This is a genomic window from Blautia sp. 210820-DFI.6.14 (genome assembly GCF_020558815.1).
Classification (GTDB): domain Bacteria; phylum Bacillota; class Clostridia; order Lachnospirales; family Lachnospiraceae; genus Blautia_A; species Blautia_A obeum.
Genome location: NZ_JAJCKS010000035.1, coordinates 1 through 19,248, shown reverse-complemented (window position 1 = coordinate 19,248; position 19,248 = coordinate 1). Strand labels below are relative to the sequence as shown.

At 42.3% G+C, this 19,248-nt stretch carries 16 protein-coding genes and 1 pseudogene; 15 read left to right on the top strand and 2 right to left on the bottom strand.

The window, feature by feature from the left end:
• Positions 1-257 precede the first annotated feature (257 nt).
• Positions 258-2,045: a sigma-54-dependent Fis family transcriptional regulator gene (locus LI112_RS16280; RefSeq protein WP_227191096.1), complete on the bottom strand. Its 1,788-nt coding sequence runs from the start codon at positions 2,043-2,045 to the stop codon at positions 258-260.
• 281 nt (positions 2,046-2,326) lie between these two features.
• On the opposite strand from LI112_RS16280, the gene LI112_RS16275 reads away from it, so the two are divergent.
• The 15 genes from LI112_RS16275 (at position 2,327) to LI112_RS16205 (ending at position 17,529) form a co-directional block, all read left to right on the top strand.
• On the top strand, positions 2,327-3,340 hold the full coding sequence (locus tag LI112_RS16275; RefSeq protein WP_118393472.1) for a C4-dicarboxylate TRAP transporter substrate-binding protein: 1,014 nt from the start codon (positions 2,327-2,329) through the stop codon (positions 3,338-3,340).
• 33 nt (positions 3,341-3,373) lie between these two features.
• Positions 3,374-3,886, top strand: a complete 513-nt coding sequence (locus LI112_RS16270) for a TRAP transporter small permease (protein WP_118393471.1) — start codon at positions 3,374-3,376, stop codon at positions 3,884-3,886.
• On the top strand, positions 3,883-5,178 hold the full coding sequence (locus LI112_RS16265; protein ID WP_227191095.1) for a TRAP transporter large permease: 1,296 nt from the start codon (positions 3,883-3,885) through the stop codon (positions 5,176-5,178). The genes LI112_RS16270 and LI112_RS16265 overlap by 4 nt, the downstream gene beginning before the upstream one ends.
• 6 nt (positions 5,179-5,184) lie before the next feature.
• Positions 5,185-6,162: a phosphotriesterase gene (locus LI112_RS16260; protein WP_118393469.1), complete on the top strand. Its 978-nt coding sequence runs from the start codon at positions 5,185-5,187 to the stop codon at positions 6,160-6,162.
• A gap of 240 nt (positions 6,163-6,402) precedes the next feature.
• The gene (gene tnpA, locus LI112_RS16255) at positions 6,403-6,858 is read left to right on the top strand and encodes an IS200/IS605 family transposase (RefSeq protein ID WP_016438399.1); all 456 of its coding nucleotides are present in this window, start codon (positions 6,403-6,405) and stop codon (positions 6,856-6,858) included.
• A gap of 554 nt (positions 6,859-7,412) precedes the next feature.
• The gene (locus tag LI112_RS16250; protein ID WP_118393468.1) at positions 7,413-8,399 is read left to right on the top strand and encodes a TRAP transporter substrate-binding protein; all 987 of its coding nucleotides are present in this window, start codon (positions 7,413-7,415) and stop codon (positions 8,397-8,399) included.
• Between the two features lie 79 nt (positions 8,400-8,478).
• Positions 8,479-8,994: a TRAP transporter small permease gene (locus tag LI112_RS16245; protein WP_118393467.1), complete on the top strand. Its 516-nt coding sequence runs from the start codon at positions 8,479-8,481 to the stop codon at positions 8,992-8,994.
• On the top strand, positions 8,994-10,277 hold the full coding sequence (locus LI112_RS16240) for a TRAP transporter large permease (RefSeq protein ID WP_118393466.1): 1,284 nt from the start codon (positions 8,994-8,996) through the stop codon (positions 10,275-10,277). The genes LI112_RS16245 and LI112_RS16240 overlap by 1 nt, the downstream gene beginning before the upstream one ends.
• Positions 10,278-10,280: 3 nt before the next feature.
• Positions 10,281-11,444 (top strand): amidohydrolase family protein, encoded by a 1,164-nt coding sequence (locus LI112_RS16235; RefSeq protein ID WP_118393465.1) that lies wholly within the window; start codon positions 10,281-10,283, stop codon positions 11,442-11,444.
• Between the two features lie 29 nt (positions 11,445-11,473).
• Positions 11,474-12,628: an iron-containing alcohol dehydrogenase gene (locus LI112_RS16230; RefSeq protein WP_118393464.1), complete on the top strand. Its 1,155-nt coding sequence runs from the start codon at positions 11,474-11,476 to the stop codon at positions 12,626-12,628.
• Positions 12,629-12,638: 10 nt separating this feature from the next.
• Complete coding sequence (locus LI112_RS16225) at positions 12,639-13,754, top strand: PdxA family protein (RefSeq protein ID WP_118393463.1); 1,116 nt, start codon at positions 12,639-12,641, stop codon at positions 13,752-13,754.
• Positions 13,754-14,656, top strand: a complete 903-nt coding sequence (gene dapA / locus LI112_RS16220; protein WP_118393462.1) for a 4-hydroxy-tetrahydrodipicolinate synthase — start codon at positions 13,754-13,756, stop codon at positions 14,654-14,656. Before LI112_RS16225 ends, dapA begins: the two co-directional genes overlap by 1 nt.
• Positions 14,657-14,659: 3 nt before the next feature.
• Positions 14,660-15,910, top strand: coding sequence for a four-carbon acid sugar kinase family protein (locus LI112_RS16215; RefSeq protein ID WP_015542205.1), 1,251 nt, complete (start codon positions 14,660-14,662; stop codon positions 15,908-15,910).
• A gap of 19 nt (positions 15,911-15,929) precedes the next feature.
• Positions 15,930-16,922 (top strand): hydroxyacid dehydrogenase, encoded by a 993-nt coding sequence (locus tag LI112_RS16210; protein WP_118393461.1) that lies wholly within the window; start codon positions 15,930-15,932, stop codon positions 16,920-16,922.
• Positions 16,923-17,172: 250 nt separating this feature from the next.
• The gene (locus LI112_RS16205; protein WP_118393460.1) at positions 17,173-17,529 is read left to right on the top strand and encodes a YhcH/YjgK/YiaL family protein; all 357 of its coding nucleotides are present in this window, start codon (positions 17,173-17,175) and stop codon (positions 17,527-17,529) included.
• A gap of 485 nt (positions 17,530-18,014) precedes the next feature.
• Here the strand turns inward: LI112_RS16205 and LI112_RS16200 are convergent.
• Positions 18,015-19,007: pseudogene (locus tag LI112_RS16200) on the bottom strand (IS110 family transposase); the annotation flags it as partial.
• Positions 19,008-19,248: the final 241 nt, after the last annotated feature.

Genomic DNA, 19,248 nt, shown 5'->3' with positions numbered 1-19,248 from the left:
TAATCAATAGTTTACATGCAACAGCCAGAAATTTCGATACACCCTCTTATTGGACGCTTACGTAGTAACAATGCCCCTTAAGGGATAGCGACGAGTCAAGAGCAATATGGCTTGAACGGAGCTGTGGGAAGAATGTGAAAACAGAATTCCCATAGCCTAAAGAGAAAGCCAGCGCCTTGAGACGCTGGCCTAGTAACAAGGGCTTATAGCCCTAGAGCAAACCACCCGTTGGACGGGTGGTCATGATTTTACCAAGATTATTTCTGCAAAATCCTCCAAAGCGTAGACCTGCTGATGCCAAGTCTTTCAGCAGTTTTGGTTTTGTTCATGTGTTCCTGCTCCAGGACGATCCGGGAGACGTCATAGTTAATACTGTCCAGATTCTGGTTCAGGTTCAGGATTTCATAGCCTGGCTGAAGCTGGAAGGTATACTGGGAACTGGGGCTTTCCTGGGAGAGGGCCTGACGCACAACGTCAGTTTTGATATAGTAATCATTGGTGGAAATGATCAGCTGACGAATGACACGCTTAAACTGTGCCAGATTCTGAGGCCAGCCAAACTGCTGCATTAGCTCCATAGCCTCCGATTCCAGCCCTACAACCTGCTTCCCGAATTCAACGTTTGCCTGACTGATGTACAAGGTAGTAATATTGGGAATGTCCTGCACACGCTCCCGAAGAGGCGGGATACGAAGAACCAGGCAGGACAGCTCATTCATAAAAGTCTGGCAGACGGTGTCCGTTTCCTGCTTGTCACTGCCAAGAGTATAGGAAAAAATAAAACGGTTCCGACGGCACATCTCACCCTGGTTCAAGTAACTGAGAAACTTCTGTGCCAGAGAAATTTCCAGTGCCTGAAGATTTTGAATAAAAATCGTGGTGTTAAGGTCATTAAAAGGCGAATTTACATTATCAATGAGATAATTCCATTTTTTCTGATTGGTATTAGCACAGTCGATAATTACATAAGGACTCTTCCGGTATTCACTGTGAGAGTACAAAAAGGAAGCCGCCTTTGTCTTGCCGGTTCCGATTTCACCCAGGATCATAACCGGTGCCAGGGTAGCGGCATATTGCTCCATGATGATTCTTGTGCTGCCGATAAGATTGGCACTGCCATAGTAATCAGAAACCTCATTAATGGAGTTCGTCTTCACGTCATAATGAGAAACGCCGATGTCATCGACCAGCAGCGGTGCATCCTGCATCAGAAGGTAAATATATACATAAGCAATGCCATTGATAGTAATGTGTCTGGAATACATGGTGTAAACAAAACTGTCTACCTGATTTTCCAGCCGGAAGCGGGAATCGGAAAGAAAGGAAGCAAGATTCTGCTCCACCTGATTAAAGAAAGCAGCAGTGGCGGGGCTCCTTTCCATACTGGAAAAATACGGCTGACCATCCTTGGTATAAATAAACAATGCTTCACGGCTCTGGATAACTGCAGCTTTCAGAACCTGAGACTGCTGTCTGGTAATGGAAAATATTTTGGAAAAACGTACTGCCTGATCGAGAGCGGCTTCAATACTTTCTCTTCCGGATATAATAAGAATAAAGTTCATCCCCAGTTCACGGGCAATAGAAGTACCGACCATATCACACAAAACCATTTCATAGCCTTGCTCCTTCAGATGCTCCATCTGTTGGTAAGGCTCCGTATTTTCATCCAGAACAATAATCTCAATATCATATTGAAGAAGATTGCACAGCATTTTCGCACAATTTGTAATGGCCGGATAGCCGATAATGGCAAAATGGTTGGAATAATTTTCCGCAAGCTTGATGGCACGGAGAATATCATATACGGAAATCTCAACTTCGACTACCGGGATAGTAACATTGGCAGAAATCATCTTCGCAGTACCGCCACGGGAAATGATAATATCGAAATCGTCCAAATCATAGGATTGTACAATTTCAAGGCCTGTAGCCAGATCTCCGATTCGAGTAGTCATTTCGATATCATCACGGCCAGAAGCGATATCGTTAATTATTTCTTTCATGCCCTGATAAGGAGCTATTGTTAAAATCTTTGTCTTCATACGCACACCTCCGTTGAAACAATCCTGTCTGTAACGTTGTTTCATAATGGCCTCATTTGGATTACTTATATGATAACATACAGATGCAAAATAGAACAGTATTTTTTGAAAAACAATAAAAAAAGTCATGTGTATCATATTCGAACAAATAGAACGAAAAACTGCCTTGAAATCAAATGGTACAACATGGTAATATTGCATTATTAAATGGCGGAACTTGTAATAGCGTTTTAAAACGAAACACTAAAACTAAAAAGAGGGAAAATTAAAGGAGGAAAATTATGAAAGCAAAGAAAGTGAGCGCATTATTAGTAGCAACCGCAATGGTATGTGGTATCGCTGGAGGAACAACAGCAGTTCATGCTGATCCAGAGTACACTATTAAACTCTGTACAGAGCAGACAGACGGTGATCCGATTGACGAAGGCTGCGACAAATGGGCTGAGTTAGTAGATGAAGCCACAGATGGAGCTGTTAAGATTGAGGTATATCCAAACAGCCAGTTAGGTGCAAAAGCAGATCTGATCGAGATGGCACTTGCAGGACAGGGCGTATGTACTATTGCTGATGGTTCTTACCTGATGGACTATGTATCGGATTTCGGCGTTGTTATGGGACCGTTCCTTTTCTCTGACTGGGATTCCATGTACAAAATCACAGCAAGTGACTGGTGGGCTGATGAAGCAAAACAGTTGGAAGATGAAGGTCTTGAGATTGTTTCTACAAACTGGATCTATGGCGAGCGTCAGCTTATGACAAAAACTGAGGTAAAATCTCTGGATGATCTTAAGGGACTGAAGATTCGTGTTCCTAATAATGATATTTCCATTAAGATGTTTGACCTTCTTGGAAGCGCAGCAACTCCAATGGCATTATCCGATGTTTACACATCTCTTAGCCAGAGCGTAGTTGATGGTGTAGAGAATCCTCTGACAACTCTTTACAACAATGCATTCCAGGAAGTTTGCAAGAATGTTACTATGACAAATCATCAGATGACATTCTCCAACTTTATCATGGGTAAAGATTTCTGGGATAGCATTCCGGAAGAATATCAGACAGCAATCATCGATTGCGGCAAAGAAGCTGCTGAGTACAACAACGACCTCTATCAGAAACAGAGCGAGGAAATGGTAGCTGCTCTGGAAGATGCCGGATGTACAGTTACAGAGCTTGACGATGCTACATATGAAGAGTTCAAAAATGCCTGCATGAAACTGTATGAGGACTATGAAGCGGACGGAACCTGGAGTGAAGGTCTGTATGACCAGATTCAGGAGATTATTGCTGAATAAGTAATATGACAGATAGTCCCTGAAGGAGGTAACATGAAGAATTTAAAGAAATTTGTTTGCAATCTTGATGTTATTATTTCTGGATTAAGTCTCTGTGCAATCGTAGTTATTACCCTTGCCGGAGTAATCATGAGAAAGATAATGAATCAGCCGATTGCATGGCTGGAGGAAATGCAGCTTCTGCTTTTTATATATGCGATTTTCTTCGGCGGAAGCGTGGCATTCCGTTACGGAAACCAGGTAAGTATTGACTTGGTAATGAACCGGTTAAAAGGAAAAGCTGCAAGAGCGCTTGAGATTTTTGACGTAGTAGTAACTGTGATTGTGTTGATTTATTATTGCTATGGAGGGTATCAGCTGATGTCCTCTGTAACAAAGAAAGTAACACCATATTTCAAGATTAATTATGCATTTATTGATGTAGCGGCACCGATTGGGATGATCCTGATGGCAATTCAGTATATTGTATATACATATCGTCATCTGAAAGGTCTTGGAAACCCAGGAGATGACCAGAAAGCACTTTTGAAAGGAGAAGAAGAATGAGCCCTATCGCTATAGCAGCAATTATCATGCTGGTTTTACTTTTTCTTAATGTGCCGGTCTTTGCATCTGTTCTGGGAGCCTGTGTTACATACTTTGTATTGAACCTCTCCGCCGGACTTGATGGAATGCTGGCAATGCAGCGTGTGATCAGTGGAATTCAGTCTGTACCCATGCTGGCGATCCCCTTCTTTGTTGCAGCTGGTGCACTGATGAATTACTGTGGTATCACTGACAGAATGCTGAAATTCTGTAAGGTTTTGACTGGCCATATGTATGGTGGTCTTGGACAGGTAAATATTGTTTTGAGTACCCTTATGGGTGGTATGTCCGGTTCCTCTCTGGCGGATGCGGCAATGGAAGCGAAGCTGCTTGTACCGGATATGAGAAAAGCCGGATATCCAAACGGGTATGCATCTGCTATCACCGCATTTTCTTCAATGATCACACCTTTGATCCCGCCGGGAATCGCAGCGATTATTTACGGAAGTGTAACCGGAACTTCTATCGGCCGCCTGTTTGTGGCAGGTATTGTTCCTGCTGTCATCCTTTGCGTGGCGATGATGATAATTGTATCAAAATATTCCAAGAAACGTGGCATTCCGCGCCTTAGCGAGAAGAGGGCATCTGGCGGAGAGCTTTGGGAAGCATTTAAGCCTGCAATCCTTCCTTTGTGCCTTCCGATCATCATCATCGGAAGTATCCGTCTGGGTATCTGTACTCCTACCGAGGCTGGTGCAGTCGCAATTGCTTATGCAGTAATTCTTGGTATTGTTTACAGAGAAATCCGCTGGGATAACGTTTTAACCTGTATCCGTGAAACAGTTTGTTCTACAGCATCTATCATGCTTATCGTTGGTGCTGCATCCTGCTTCTCATGGATCCTTACCTGGGAGAACGTTCCACAGACAATGACAACCGTATTGATCAGCGTATGCAAGAATAAATACATCTTCCTGCTTGCTGTAAACATTTTCCTTCTTGTTGTTGGTATGTTTATTGAGGCAACAGCTGCCCAAATTGTACTCGCTCCAATGCTTGCGCCGGTTGCAATAGCTTTTGGAGTTGATCCCGTGCATTTTGGAATAGTATTTATTTTCAATATGGCGCTTGGTTCTCTGACACCGCCAATGGGCAACCTGATGTTTGTTACCTGCGGTGTTACAAAATGTCCGACGGAGGAGTTTTTGAAAGACAGTGTTGTATTCTACATATTGATTTTCGCAATATTGATGCTGATGACATATGTACCGTTTATTTCAACCTGGCTGCCAAATGTCTTATATGGAGTGTAAAAAAACATGAAGATAATCAGAACCGTTCTTGGAGATATACCTGCAGACCAGATTGGTGCTACAGATGCCCATGATCATCTGATTAGAAGCGGGGGTCCGGAGATTAAGCTGGACCCAGCTTTTCTTATGGATGATGTAGAGACTGCAAAAAAAGAATTTGGACGTTTCCTGGATGCCGGTGGAAGAACCATGGTTTGCATGGATCCTATCGGCTGCGGAAGAAATGTTTCTAAAATGCTGGAAGTTGCAAAGGCATACGAGGGAAAAGGAAATATTGTAATGACGACTGGTTTCCAGAAAGGCGGCAATTATTGCCCGAATACTTCCTTCCTTGCAACTGTTGACACAAATATTGTTGCAAAATATATGATAGCAGAAGTTGCAGAGGGAATGGACCTGAACAGCTACAATGGTCCTTATGTGGAGAGAACGATTGCGAAAGCGGGCGTTATCAAAGCCGGTACAAGTTACCGCATTATTACGAAGCTGGAGCAGAAAGCTCTTGCGGTTGCTGCTATTACACAAAAAGAAACAGGATGCCCAATTTCCATGCATACAGACTTCGGAACTATGGGATCGGAGATCCTGGATGAGATCGAGAAAAATGGGGGAAAATCGGAGAAAACCGTTCTCTGCCATATGCAGAGAAACCCAGATAGATATTATTACAGCTCTATTCTGGACAGAGGAGCAACCATCTGCTTCGATGAACCGAATAAAGCGGCTTACCGTCCGGACACAGAGATTGCGGAAAATATCTGCTGGCTGCTGGATCGGGGGTATGAGAACCAGATCGTTCTTGGCATGGATGCCGGAAGAGTGGAAGGACTTGCTTCCTATAGAGAATCGGTTGGAAGAGCCAATGGTCTGGAGTATCTTCTCACACGGTTTGTTCCATTGCTAAGAAAGATGAGTGTTTCAGAAGAGAAAATTCACAAAATGCTGGTAGAAAATCCTTCTAATGTATTTTCGATTGAGGTCTAAATAATAAATGTAAAACTAACAGCGGGAGGCTGTGATTCGTAACAAGGATCACAGCCTCCTACTGTTTATGGACTTTAGTCTGTTGAGTCCATTGGAGTTTTTCGTTGATCCGAAAAATGTAGATGGACGAAACAATTAACCACCCGCTATGCGGGTGCGCGTCGATTGTTTTTAAAAAAAATTACCTTTCCGTGTACAATAAAGTTGTTCAGGCTATATTGTAGAAAGGAAAGGTAATTTATGGCGAAGAAAGAATATTCACTCGCACATACAAAATGGATGTGCAAATATCATATCGTCTTCACACCAAAGTATAGACGAAAAGTAATTTATAATCAATATAAAGCAGACATCCGAGATATTATAAAACAATTGTGCAGTTATAAAGGTGTTGAAATAATTGAAGGACATCTGATGCCAGATCATATTCATATGTTAGTAAGTATTCCACCGAAGATAAGCGTATCTTCATTTATGGGATATCTAAAAGGTAAAAGTGCACTTATGATATTTGACAAGCACGCAAACTTAAAATATAAGTTTGGAAATCGTCATTTCTGGGCAGAAGGATATTATGTTAGCACAGTAGGATTAAATGAAGCAACAATAAAAAAGTATATCCAGGAACAGGAAAAGCATGATATCGCAATGGATAAGTTAAGTGTAAAAGAATATGAAGACCCTTTTAAGGGTTAATGCTAAGTAGTAACAATGCCCCTTAAGGGATAGCGACGAGTCAAGAGCAATATGGCTTGAACGGAGCTGTGGGAAGAATGTGAAAACAGAATTCCCATAGCCTAAAGAGAAAGCCAGCGCCTTGAGACGCTGGCCTAGTAACAAGGGCTTATAGCCCTAGAGCAAACCACCCGTTGGACGGGTGGTCATGATTTTGTGCTGCGGATAATGGACGGGCAGCGGCCGGATTTGAGCAGAAGCAGCCGAAATGACAGACATAAGGATTACAGAGATAAGTTAAAAGGGAGAGCTTGCAGGGTAAAATGTTTCAGAATGGAATCTTTTTTGATAAAAACACCATCAAATCGGTTCAAAATAAAACATAAGAGAATTGAAAAACTCTAAAATTGACGAAAAATCATAAATATTTCATATTAAAACAAATAAAATGAAACACATGGCTTGAAAAAGGGGTGCAGAAGGTGGTATTATAAAACCATCAAAGAACAGAACACAAATGAACGTTTAAAATTGAAACTAAAATACCAAAGAGGGATGTTTTAAGGAGGAAAATTATGAAAGCAAAAAAAATCGTTACATTATTAGTTGCAGCAGCTCTGACTTGCGGAGTAGTCGGAAGCACAACATCTGTATACGCAGCAGACGTTACACTGAAGCTTGCACACGCTGATGCAGAGGGAACTATTTTCGATCAGGGTGCAGTTGCATTTCAGGAGAAATTACAGGAACTTTCCGGTGGAACAATGGACGTTGAACTTTATCGTAATGGTACACTTGGTTCTCTTTCAGAGGTTGCGGAAGGAATTCAGATGGGAACCGTTGATGTAGCACCAATCGTTACCACAACATTAGCAAACTTTGCATCAGAGTTAAATGCATTTGATATGCCTTACCTTATTGATGATTATGATATGGCTTACGAAGTACTTGATGGGGAGGTTGGACAGAAATTTGCAGATTCCCTTCAGGGCAGCGCACTGAAAGTAGAAGGCTGGTGGGCGATGGGATTCAGAAACACAACCGCAAGCAAAGAAATCAATGGCGTAGACGATTTCAAAGGTCTGAAGATCCGTACACAGAGCTCCGATATTCAGATGGCAATCTTCAATGCACTTGGAGCAAGCCCTACAGCAATCAGCTTCAGCGAGCTCTACACAGCATTGCAGCAGAACACAGTTGATGGACAGGAAAACCCATACGTAAACATCCTTCAGAGCAATGTTTTTGAAGTAAACAAATATCTGATCGAGACAGAGCACGTATTTCAGGTAGCAGCATTCCTGGTTTCCCCATCTACCTATGACGGACTTACCGACGAACAGAAAGGCTGGTTTGACGAAGCAGCAGCTTATGCAACAGAAGTTGAAAGAGCAGCTTGCGAGAACGACAATGAAACAGCAAAAGAAACTCTGATCAATGACAAGGGCATGACATTAATCGAACTTGACAAAGATGAGCTGAAGGAAGCTACAAAATCTGTATATGACCAGTTCCCGGATTATGCAGACACTGTTGCTGAAATACAGAGTTACGCAAAATAAATTGTCTGTGCTCTGTATTCAGGTAAAACTGATACAGGGCACTGCTTATTTCTAAAAGCTATAAAGAGGAGATGCGAGAATGGATAAAATAGCAAAGACCCTGAAAAACATCAGTAATAAAGTTTACATCGTTGAGAAATGGGTCCTGATGATCGCTGTTATCGCAGTGACCGCTGTGAATTTCGTAAACGTAATCATGCGTTACATATTTAAGAGTGGCCTTGCATATTGCGAAAACTTAAGTCTTACATTGTTTATGCTGCTGATTCTTATTGGCGGAAACATTGCAGTAAAGTCTGATTCAGAAATTCGTATTGATGTGTGCAGATTCAAAGATGTGAGAAAAAAGAATGCATTTAAACTGATTTCCGATATCTGCAGCATCATTGCTTTGGTATGTCTGTTACTTGGTTCTATCGCATTGGTTCAGCACACAGCACAGTACAATCAGCAGGTAGCAACACTTCCTATTACATACCTGCAGCTATACAGCCTGTTAATTATCGGTTCCATTTTAATGTTATTTGATCACGTAGTGGTTTTATTTAAACATCTGGCAGCAATCCAGACGGGAGTAGAAGAGGAGGCGGAATAATGAATCCCATACTTGTTTTATTAATCGTATTTGTAGTGACTTTAATCTTGGGAGTTCCGTTTGCATGGTCCTTACTTCTTGCAAGTGCTGCATCCGTTTGTATGATCGACGGACTTCCACTGATGCAGATCGCATCTAAGATGTATAACGGCGGTGCCAAATATACACTTCTTGCAATTTTCTTCTTTATGCTGGCAGGGGCAATCATGCAGCATGGTGGTATTTCAAGCCGAATGATCATGTTCGCAAAAGCTTGTGTGGGACATCTTCGTGGCGGCCTTTCTATCGTAGTTCTTCTGGTATGTATGCTGTTCGCAGCACTTTCCGGATCTTCCATCGCAACAACAGCAGCAATCGGAGCTATGCTTTATCCGGAGCTGGTTAAAGAAAACTATCCGAAAGGATATGCAGCTGCTCTTCCGGTAGCTGGTGGTACTCTTGGAATCGTTATTCCGCCAAGTATCGTATTCGTTGTATATGGTTCCACAACCGGAACCTCCGTATCCAAACTTCTGATGTCTGGTGTTATCCCTGGAATCATGGCTGGTGTGTTTATGTGCATCTACGCATATCTCTATGCACGCAAGCATGACATTCCGAAATCAAATGACTTTTCCTGGGCAAACGTTGGCAAGAGCTTAAAAGAAGCAATCTGGGCAATCCTGATGCCAGTTATCATTCTTGGCGGTATTTACACAGGTATCTTTACACCAACAGAATCCGCAGCAGTTGCAGTTGTATACGGCCTGATCGTTTCTATCTTCGTATACAAGGAAATGACTGTTGAGCGTATCAAACAGATCGTAATCGACAGCGTAAAAGGTACTGCAAACATTCTTCTTCTGATCATGGCTGCCACACTGTTCGGCTATGTACTTACTGTTTACAATGTACCGGAACTGTTTACATCACTGATGACATCCATGATCCACAGTAAGATTACATTCCTGTTATTCCTGAATGTACTTCTTATCATTCTTGGTATGCTGATGGACTCCGGAGCTATCATCCTTATCGTTGCGCCTCTTGTTTATCCAATCGCAATGTCCTTTGGAATTGACCCGGTTCATTTAGGATGTATCATCGTATTTAACCTTGCAGTAGGACAGGCAACACCACCTTTTGGAAACTGTCTGTTTGCAGCAATTCCGGCAACCAAGCAGGATGTAGTAACACTTGCAAAGAATGTATTCCCATTTGTAATTATCCTGTTTGCAACCGTATTTTTGGTTTCTTATGTTCCGGCATTCTCAACATTCCTGCCGAACCTGATGAAAGGCTAAAATATGAAAAAGATAGACATGATCATTCGCAATGGACAGGTATTCGATTCTGTCAATGCGAAGTTTGAAAAGAAAGACATCGGTATTCACCAGGGCGTATTTGTTGCCCTGGATGAAGATACCCAGAGTAATAACGAAGTAGATGCAGAAGGCAATTATGTAGTTCCGGGTATCATTGATGAACATGCACACCTGAATTTATATGGAACGATCATCGGAGCCAATGCAGATACCGTATGCATCCCAAATGGCATTACAACAGCCTGCGATGGCGGAACCTGCGGAGCATCAAACTTTGAACAGTTTTATATGTCCAATATTATAAGATATGAATCTACTGTTTATTCTTATCTGAATGTTTCTACTTTTGGAAATAAGAGCTTATGCAAACACGAAGAGGATCACGATCCTGCAGATTTCAGAGAGGATCTGATCGACAGTTTGTTTGAGAAATATCCTCAGGTGCTTCGTGGATTGAAAGTTCGTATGTGTAAGGAAACCCTGGGCGACCATGGAATAAGTCCTTTACACGCAGGCATCGAGATGAGCGAGCACCTGAAAGCAAAAGGCTATCATTGCCCGGTTGCCATCCATTATGATGACCTTCCGGAAAATGTAACCGTAAAAGAGCTGTTTGGAACCATGCGTAAGGACGATGTGATCGCCCACGTATTCCAGACAAAGGCAGAAACCATTTTCGATGAAAACGGAAAGATCAAGGATTGTGTATGGGATGCTAAGAAGCGTGGCGTTTACATGGATGACTGCCATGGCCGTGTTCACTGGTCCTATCCAAATCTTCAGAATGCATTTTCACAGAGCTTCTATCCGGATATCATCAGTTCCGATCTGGTTCGTGTCAGCGAGTATACCCGTCCTGGATTCTCCCTTCTGTATGCAATGTCAGTAAACAGTGCAGCAGGAATGCCAACAGAGAAAATTTTACAGAGCGTAACCTATACCCCTGCAAAATCTCTTGGCATTGAAGAGAAAGCAGGTGTGATCCGTGAAGGTGCACCGGCAGATGTGGCAATTCTGGATATCAGAGATGTGAAGGATAAAACCTTTACCGATAATTATGGAAACAGTATTTCCGGCAACAAGTTGTTTGTTCCTCTTATGACTGTAAAAGGTGGAAGAACAGCATATCGTCAGATTTTTTTCTAAAGAGATAAACGAACGAGGAGGAAAATGAAATGAGCTATCAGGTAAAAATTCCATCCTGTGCCTTTGGTGGTGTAGGAAGTATCGAAAAGGTCAAGGAAGTTATCAAAAAAGAAAAATCACAGAAAGTGGTTGTGTTTTCTGATGAAGGTATCAAAGCAACAGGACTTCTTGGAATCCTGACTGCACGGTTAGATGAGGCTGGTGTTCAGTATCATGTATTTACGGATTGCAAACCAGAGCCTACATACGGACAGGTAGAGGCAGTTGTAGATATGGCGCAGGGACAGGAATGCGATCTGATCATCGGACTTGGCGGCGGTTCTGTTATGGATGCTGCAAAGCTTGCTAGTGTTCTCAAGGGTGCTTCCTATACAATCAAGGATCTTATGAATGATCCTACACTTGCTGAGAAAAAAGTGAAAACTGTTATGATTCCTACTACCTGCGGAACCGGATCTGAGGCTACCTGCAACGCAATCGTAGCGGTACCTGAGGAAAAATCCAAAAAAGGTATCGTAAATGACAATATGATTCCGGATTATGTAATTCTGGATGCACAGATGATCGCAAAGCTTCCGAAATCAATCGTAGCAGCTACCGGTGTTGACGCCCTTGCTCACGTAGTTGAGTGCTACACTTCCAAGAAAGCAACTCCATTCAGTGACCCATATGCAGTAGAGGGTGCAAAACTGATTTTCAGAAACATTCGTGAAGCATACAATAATCCGGACAACATGGAAGCAAAGAACAATATGCTTCTTGGTGCATACTATGGCGGAATCGCTATCACAGGAAGTGGTACAACAGCAGTTCACGCTCTGTCCTATCCTCTGGGCGGCAAATTCCATATTGCACACGGTGTTTCCAACGCAATCCTGTTTGCTCACGTAATGGAATTCAATAAAGATGCCTGCCAGGATCGTCTTGCAGCACTTTGTGACGCTGTATATCCTACATATGCAGAGAAATCTGTTGAGGAAAAAGCAGACTACATTATTTCCCAGATCGCAGACATCGTAAAAGTAACAAATATCCCAACTGACCTGACACAGTACGGTGTAACAATGAATGATCTTGATTTCCTTGTTACAGCAGGAAGCCAGCAGCAGAGACTTCTGGTAAACAACATGAAAGAGCTTAGTCTTGATGACATCAGAAACATTTATCTGAAAGTTGTAAAATAAGGAGGCATATATGAAACCAATACTTGGAATTACAATGGGTGATCCATCTGGAAATGGTCCGGAGATTTCTGTAAAAGCATTAATGAAGCCAGAGACTTATGAAGTTTGCAGACCTCTTATTGTTGGAGATGCAAAGTGCATGGAAGCAGCAATCCCAACTGTCAAGGGTGCTGAGAGCATGAAGATCAATGTGATCCATGGTGTAAAGGAAGCAAAATTTGAGCCAGGAATCATTGATGTTTATGATCTGGATGTCGTAGATCTTTCCAAACGTCTGTATAAGAAAGACAGAAAGAAGCTGGCAGAGATAATGCAGGCAGACGTTCTTGACGCAGCATACAAAGAAAGCATGACCATGTGCGGTGAAGCTGCTTTCCAGTATGTAAAGAAAGCTATCGAGCTGGCAATGGCCGGTGAAGTAGATGCCACCGTTACCAACGCACTGAATAAAGACCACATCAATATGGCCGGTCATCATTACTCCGGACATACCGAAATATATGCAGACTATACACATACAGCAAAATACTCCATGATGCTTGCACATGATGAGTTGCGTGTCATCCATGTAAGCACACACGTATCCCTCCGTCAGGCATGTGATCTTTGCAAGAAGGAAAGAGTCCTCGATGTTATCCGCATTGCAAATGAAGGTTGTAAGGCACTTGGTATCAAGGAGCCGAAGATCGGTGTTGCAGGCCTGAATCCACACTGCGGTGAAAATGGTATGTTCGGAAGAGAAGAAATTGAAGAAATTCAGCCGGCCATTGATGAGGCACTTGCAGAAGGAATCAACATTCCGGAAAAAGCACCAACTCCGCCAGATACGGTATTTAGTAAAGCACTTGGCGGCTGGTACGACATTGTAGTTGTAATGTATCACGACCAGGGACATATCCCGCTGAAAGTAAAAGGTTTCGTATATAATAAAGAGCTTAAGAAATGGGATGCAGTAGCAGGGGTAAACGTTACTCTTGGACTGCCGATCATCAGAACGTCCGTTGACCATGGTACTGGCGAGGGCCATGCCGGTGACGGAAGTGCAAATGAACTGAGTCTTGTAAACGCAATGGATTATGCAATCCGTATGGCAAATGCAAAGAAAGAGAAAGAGGTAGAAGCATAATGAGCAGATATGATATGATCAAGGGAATCATCCCGCCAATTATTACACCAATGAATGAGGATGAGAGCTTCAACGAGGCAGAGTTCCGCAACCAGATCGAGCGTCAGATCGAGGGTGGTGTTCATGGTATTTTCTGCTATGGTACAAATGGTGAGTGTTATGCATTAAATACTCAGGAAAAAGAAAAAATCCTGAAGGTTGCTGTTGACCAGATCAAAGGCCGTGTTCCGGTTTATGCAGGAACAGGATGCATCACAACAAAAGAGACCGTTGAGATGAGTAAACGTGCTGAGGCTCTTGGTGCTGATATCCTTTCTGTTATCACACCATACTTTGCAGCTGTTTCCCAGGACGAGTTATATGAGCACTACAAGACAGTTGCTGAGGCAGTTAAGATCCCGATTGTTCTTTACAACATTCCTGCAAGAACAGGCTGCTCCATCGCTCCTGAGACTGTAGCAAAGCTGGCAGAGATTGATAACATCGTTGGTGCTAAGGATTCTTCCGGAAACTGGGATAATCTGAAAGCATACATCGAGCTTACAAGAGATAAAGATTTCGCTGTTATTTCCGGAAATGACTCTCTGATCCTTTCCGCACTGAAAGAAGGCGGCGTTGGTGGTATCGCAGGATGCGCAAACGTATATCCACACAACATGGTTGCTATTTATGAGAAATTCAAAGCTGGTGATCTGGAAGGTGCTCAGGCTGCACAGGATGCAATTGCATCATTTCGTGCCTGCTTCAAATATGGAAACCCGAATACCATCGTAAAGACTGCAGTTGGACTTCTTGGATATCCTGTAGGAAAGTGCAGAAAGCCATTCTACAGTATGTCTGAGGAAGGCGTAGCAGCATTAAAGGCAGTTCTTGAAGAGAATAAGAGAAATGGAATGAACTGATAAATGAAATTATTGATGATTGCTGACGATTTTACAGGTGCGTTGGATGCGGGCGTACAGTTTGCAAAAAAGGGATTTTCCACCAAAGTGCTGGTTTATTCCAAGGATATGTCCTTTCAGGCAGAAGACGCAGATGTTCTTGTGGTAGATGCGGAGACACGGCATAAAAAGCCTCTGGAAGCCTACCTTACTATATTTCGGATTGTAAAGCCGGCAGCTGAGAGCGGAGTGAAGTATCTGTTTAAAAAGACAGACTCCGCTCTCCGGGGAAACATTGGCGCAGAATTGACTGCTATGCTGGATGCAACAGGAAAATCACTGCTGAGCTTTGTTCCAGCTTTTCCTCAGATAAATCGAGTTACGGTAAATGGAGTTCATTATATTGAGGGGATTCCGGTTGACAGAAGTGTATTTGGCTCTGACCCTTTTGAACCGGTTACAGAAGCAAATGTGGAAAAGCTGATTCACCAGCAGTGTGAAACAAATGTGCAAACCATTTCAGCAGGACATACGCCAGATGCATGTCAGGAGAAAACCATTGCCGTGTATGACTGTGCATCAGATGAGGAATTAAAGGGAATTGCGGATTCTCTGAAAAAGACAGATTCTCTTGGTCTGATTGCCGGATGTGCAGGTCTTGCGGAAATTTTGCCTGATGTTCTTGGATGGCCAAAATCCGAAACAACACAGCCCAGACTTCCGGAAAAGTTTCTGGTAGTATGTGGAAGTGTAAATCCAATTACGGTCAGACAGCTGAACTATGCGGAGAAACATGGATTTATCCGTATCCAGCTGACGCCGGAACAAAAACTGAATATGGAATATTTTTCCGAGGAAGACGGAAAAAAATGGTTGGATTGGTTCTGGGATATTTGCAGCAAGAACTCAAAAGTAATCATTGATACGAATGACCCGGAAGGTGATAATGAAACAGAGCGTTTTGCTATTGCAAACGGCATCCCGAAATCGGAAATACCGGTGCGGATTCCGGCATCACTTGGATGCATCATTGGAAATATGGTGAAACGTGGATTGAATAGTTCGATGTTGATGACAGGTGGGGATACCCTTCTTGGCTGCATCAGGAATCTGGGCAATGCTCAGCTTACACCTGTGGGCGAGTTTGAAATTGGAATCGTTCTTTCCAAGTTAATTTCAGATAATAACAAAACTCATGTTTTCACAAAATCAGGAGGTTTCGGAGAAGAGACACTTCTGACAGATATGGCGGATAAAATATGTCGTCGGGCATGAGAAGGAGGCAGAATTAATTATGAAGTATGTAATGACAGAAGCAGTTGCTCCGGAAGGGATGGCTCTTCTTGACCAGAGCGAGAAGGTTTATGTTGCACATGACGCAAACCCTGCAAACTATACAGAGGAAATGAAGGATGCAGATGCGCTGATCGTACGTGCTGCTCCGGCAAAGATTGTAAACAAAGCAGTTATGGAGGCAGCTCCACGGCTGAAGGTTATCGGAAGAACCGGAGTTGGCTATGACAGCGTAGATGTAGATGCAGCGACAGAGCTTGGTATTCCGGTAGTTATCACACCTGGTGCAAACAACCGTGCTGTTGCAGAGCATTCCCTGACACTGATGCTGGCTCTTTCCAAAAACCTTGTTGAGGCACAGGTTGAGGCTTCCAAGGGCAACTGGGCAATCCGTGATGCACATAAGCAGTTTGAGCTTTACGGAAAGAAAGCCGGAATCATCGGACTTGGCCGTATCGGCCGTGACACTGCATCTCTTTGCACTGGTATTGGTATGAAGGTTGCCGGTTATGACCCTTTCCTGACAAAAGAGCAGATTGAAGGAATGGGATATGAGTACTATGCAAATTATGAGGATCTTTTGAAGGATTGTGATGTTATTTCCATTCACGTTCCGCTGACAAAGGAGACAGAGAACATGGTTTCTGCAAAACAGCTGAAAGAGATGAAGAATACAGCTATTATTATCAACTGTTCCAGAGGTGGAATCATTAATGAGGCAGATCTGATTGAGGCTCTGGACAGTGGCGAGATTGCTGGAGCTGGACTTGATGTATTTGTAGGTGAGGAGATTCATCCAGGAAATCCTCTTCTTGATGCAAAGAATCTTATTTTCAGCCCGCACAGTGCAGCACAGACAAGAGAGGCTGTTATTAACATGGCAACAATGTGTGTAGAAGGCTGCAAGGCTGTATGCGCCGGAAAGAAGTGGAAGCTAGTTGCAAATCCGGATGTTTATAAACATGAAAAATGGAAAGATGCTGAGTGGGCATAAAATTTAAATTTATCTGAAAAAGGCTATCAGCCGCCGGATTGAAAAGTTTGGCGGCTGATGGCCTTTTTTACTTGAGAAATTTTAGGTGGCATGGTATCGTATAGGTAATGAAAAAAGCACGACTAATATTTTAAAGAGGGTAGTCATCATGATTATTGATTATGTTGACAAAATAAATCTTTATCCGGAGCTTCAGGAATATGCGGACATGGTTCACGGTTTTATCTAGAGAGTTGAGAAAGAAAAGCTTCTGGCTGGCAGATATGATCTGGAGAAGGGCGTATTTGCATCCTTGCAGAACTATAACATCAGGCCATTTGCCGGTGCACAGATGGAATTCCACAAGAAATACTGTGATCTCCAGTATATTGTAAGCGGAAATGAGAAAATTTATTGGCTATCTCTGCGGAAGCTGACCGTTGTGGATGATCACACAGAGGACGGGGATTATCTGCTTTATGAGTCTGGAGTTGACCAGGGATATACTCTGATGGAGAGGGGAATGTTTGGATTTTATGCACCGGAGGATGGACATATGCCAAGCATTGCTGTGACAGATCCGGAGCCGGTTACGAAGATCGTGTTTAAGATTCCGGTGAAGATGTGATTGAGTAATTTATCTAACCGAATAACTGTTTAACTAATGAAGGTGATTTGACTCTGAGCAAATAAGAGAAGAGCGGTTTTAAATGGCAGAAATGTTATTTGGGACTGCTTTTTCTTTTTATGAAGAACTGTCAGATTGAAATAGTGTGAAGAAATCATTGCATTATGATACTTTTCCGTAATGAAAAATTAAAGAAAAAGGATTTCTCTCATATTTCCATCAAATTTCAATGCCATTATGGATGCTGGTATGATGTAAAGGGGGAGACTGTCCGAAAACTAGGATGAGTCTTCACTGAAATTTAGATTGATTCACTCATATGGGTGTTCAATATAAATAAAAAATGTACATTGCTACGAAAATAAAACTCGTAGCAAAAAACTGAACCTTGACAACAAATGTTTTCAACAATTATGAGAGCATCACTATAAAGCAGTCACAGTATTGGCTGCCGGAAGTAAGATATTGATCGTATTTAAGAAAGGCTAGCTTTGAGCTTTCACATGGTAGCCATGCTTTTCCAATTCCCGTATATAACGAGAAAGCTGTTTTTGCTCACAGTTCTTACGTCTGGTTTCAAAACAAGATTCGTCAAATAGAGTTCCTTGCTTTAACATTGTGTAGATAATGACAAGGAGTTTTCGGGCAAGTGCGACAATGGCTTTTTTGGCTCCCTTTTTCTGTTTGATTCGCCAGTACCATGCAGAAAGATAGGTGTTGCGTTTTCCTGCAATAACCCAGGCAATCTCGCAGAGCATGCTTTTTATGTAAGGATTACCTTTTGTGACAGAGGTGCTTTTTCGTTTTCCAGCGCTTTCATTATTACCTGAGCACAGACCAGCCCATGAGCAGATATGTTCCGCAGTTTTAAATGGATTCATATCAATACCGATTTCAGCAATAATTGCACAGGAAGCAGTTGTGCTTATTCCATAGATGCTATTCAACTGCTCAACCTGCAGGGCAAATGGAGGCATATCTTCCTCGAGACTCGTTTCAATTTCAGTAAGATGTTTCTTTAAAGAATTGTAATGAGTCATGAGAATTCTTAAAAATGCCTTTTGGTGTTCTGACAACGTTCCGTTTACGGACATGAGAATTTCATCAATATGTTTTCTGGTCTTGGTTTTAAGACATGAATCTAAAGTAGTTTTATCAATCTGCCCATGTTCTATTAAATGCAAAATGATATTTCTGCCAGAAGCCCCGAAAATATCAGAAATAAAGGATGATAGACGAAAGCCGGAACTTTGTAAGAATTTTTCAATCCTGTTCTTTTGTGATGTAATATCGCGGATGACACTTTTACGGTAACGATTTAAATCACGGAATTCGCGAATCCTTTTTTGGGGAATAAAACTTCCGTTCAGAAGTCCGGCGCGAAGCAAGGTAGAAATCCATTCGGAATCCCGCATATCGGTCTTTTTGCCAGGAACATTTTTCATATGGCGTGCATGCAGAAGCAAGGGTGATTATTGGAAGACGTGTTCTTTATAACGTGGATAAGATAAAAAATATCTTGATGCAATGGCAGTGTAATGAAAGATGAGAAGATAAAAATACAACAACTTTCCTTCGGAATGAAAAGTAAAAAGGGAAAATATTCCGGTAAAACAGGCAAATAAAAATTAGCATTTTGCATGGCTCGTAGCGATCACAAATTCTGGTTGAATGAAAAAGTAACTTCCACCATACATTGGCACAGGTAAAATAAGACCT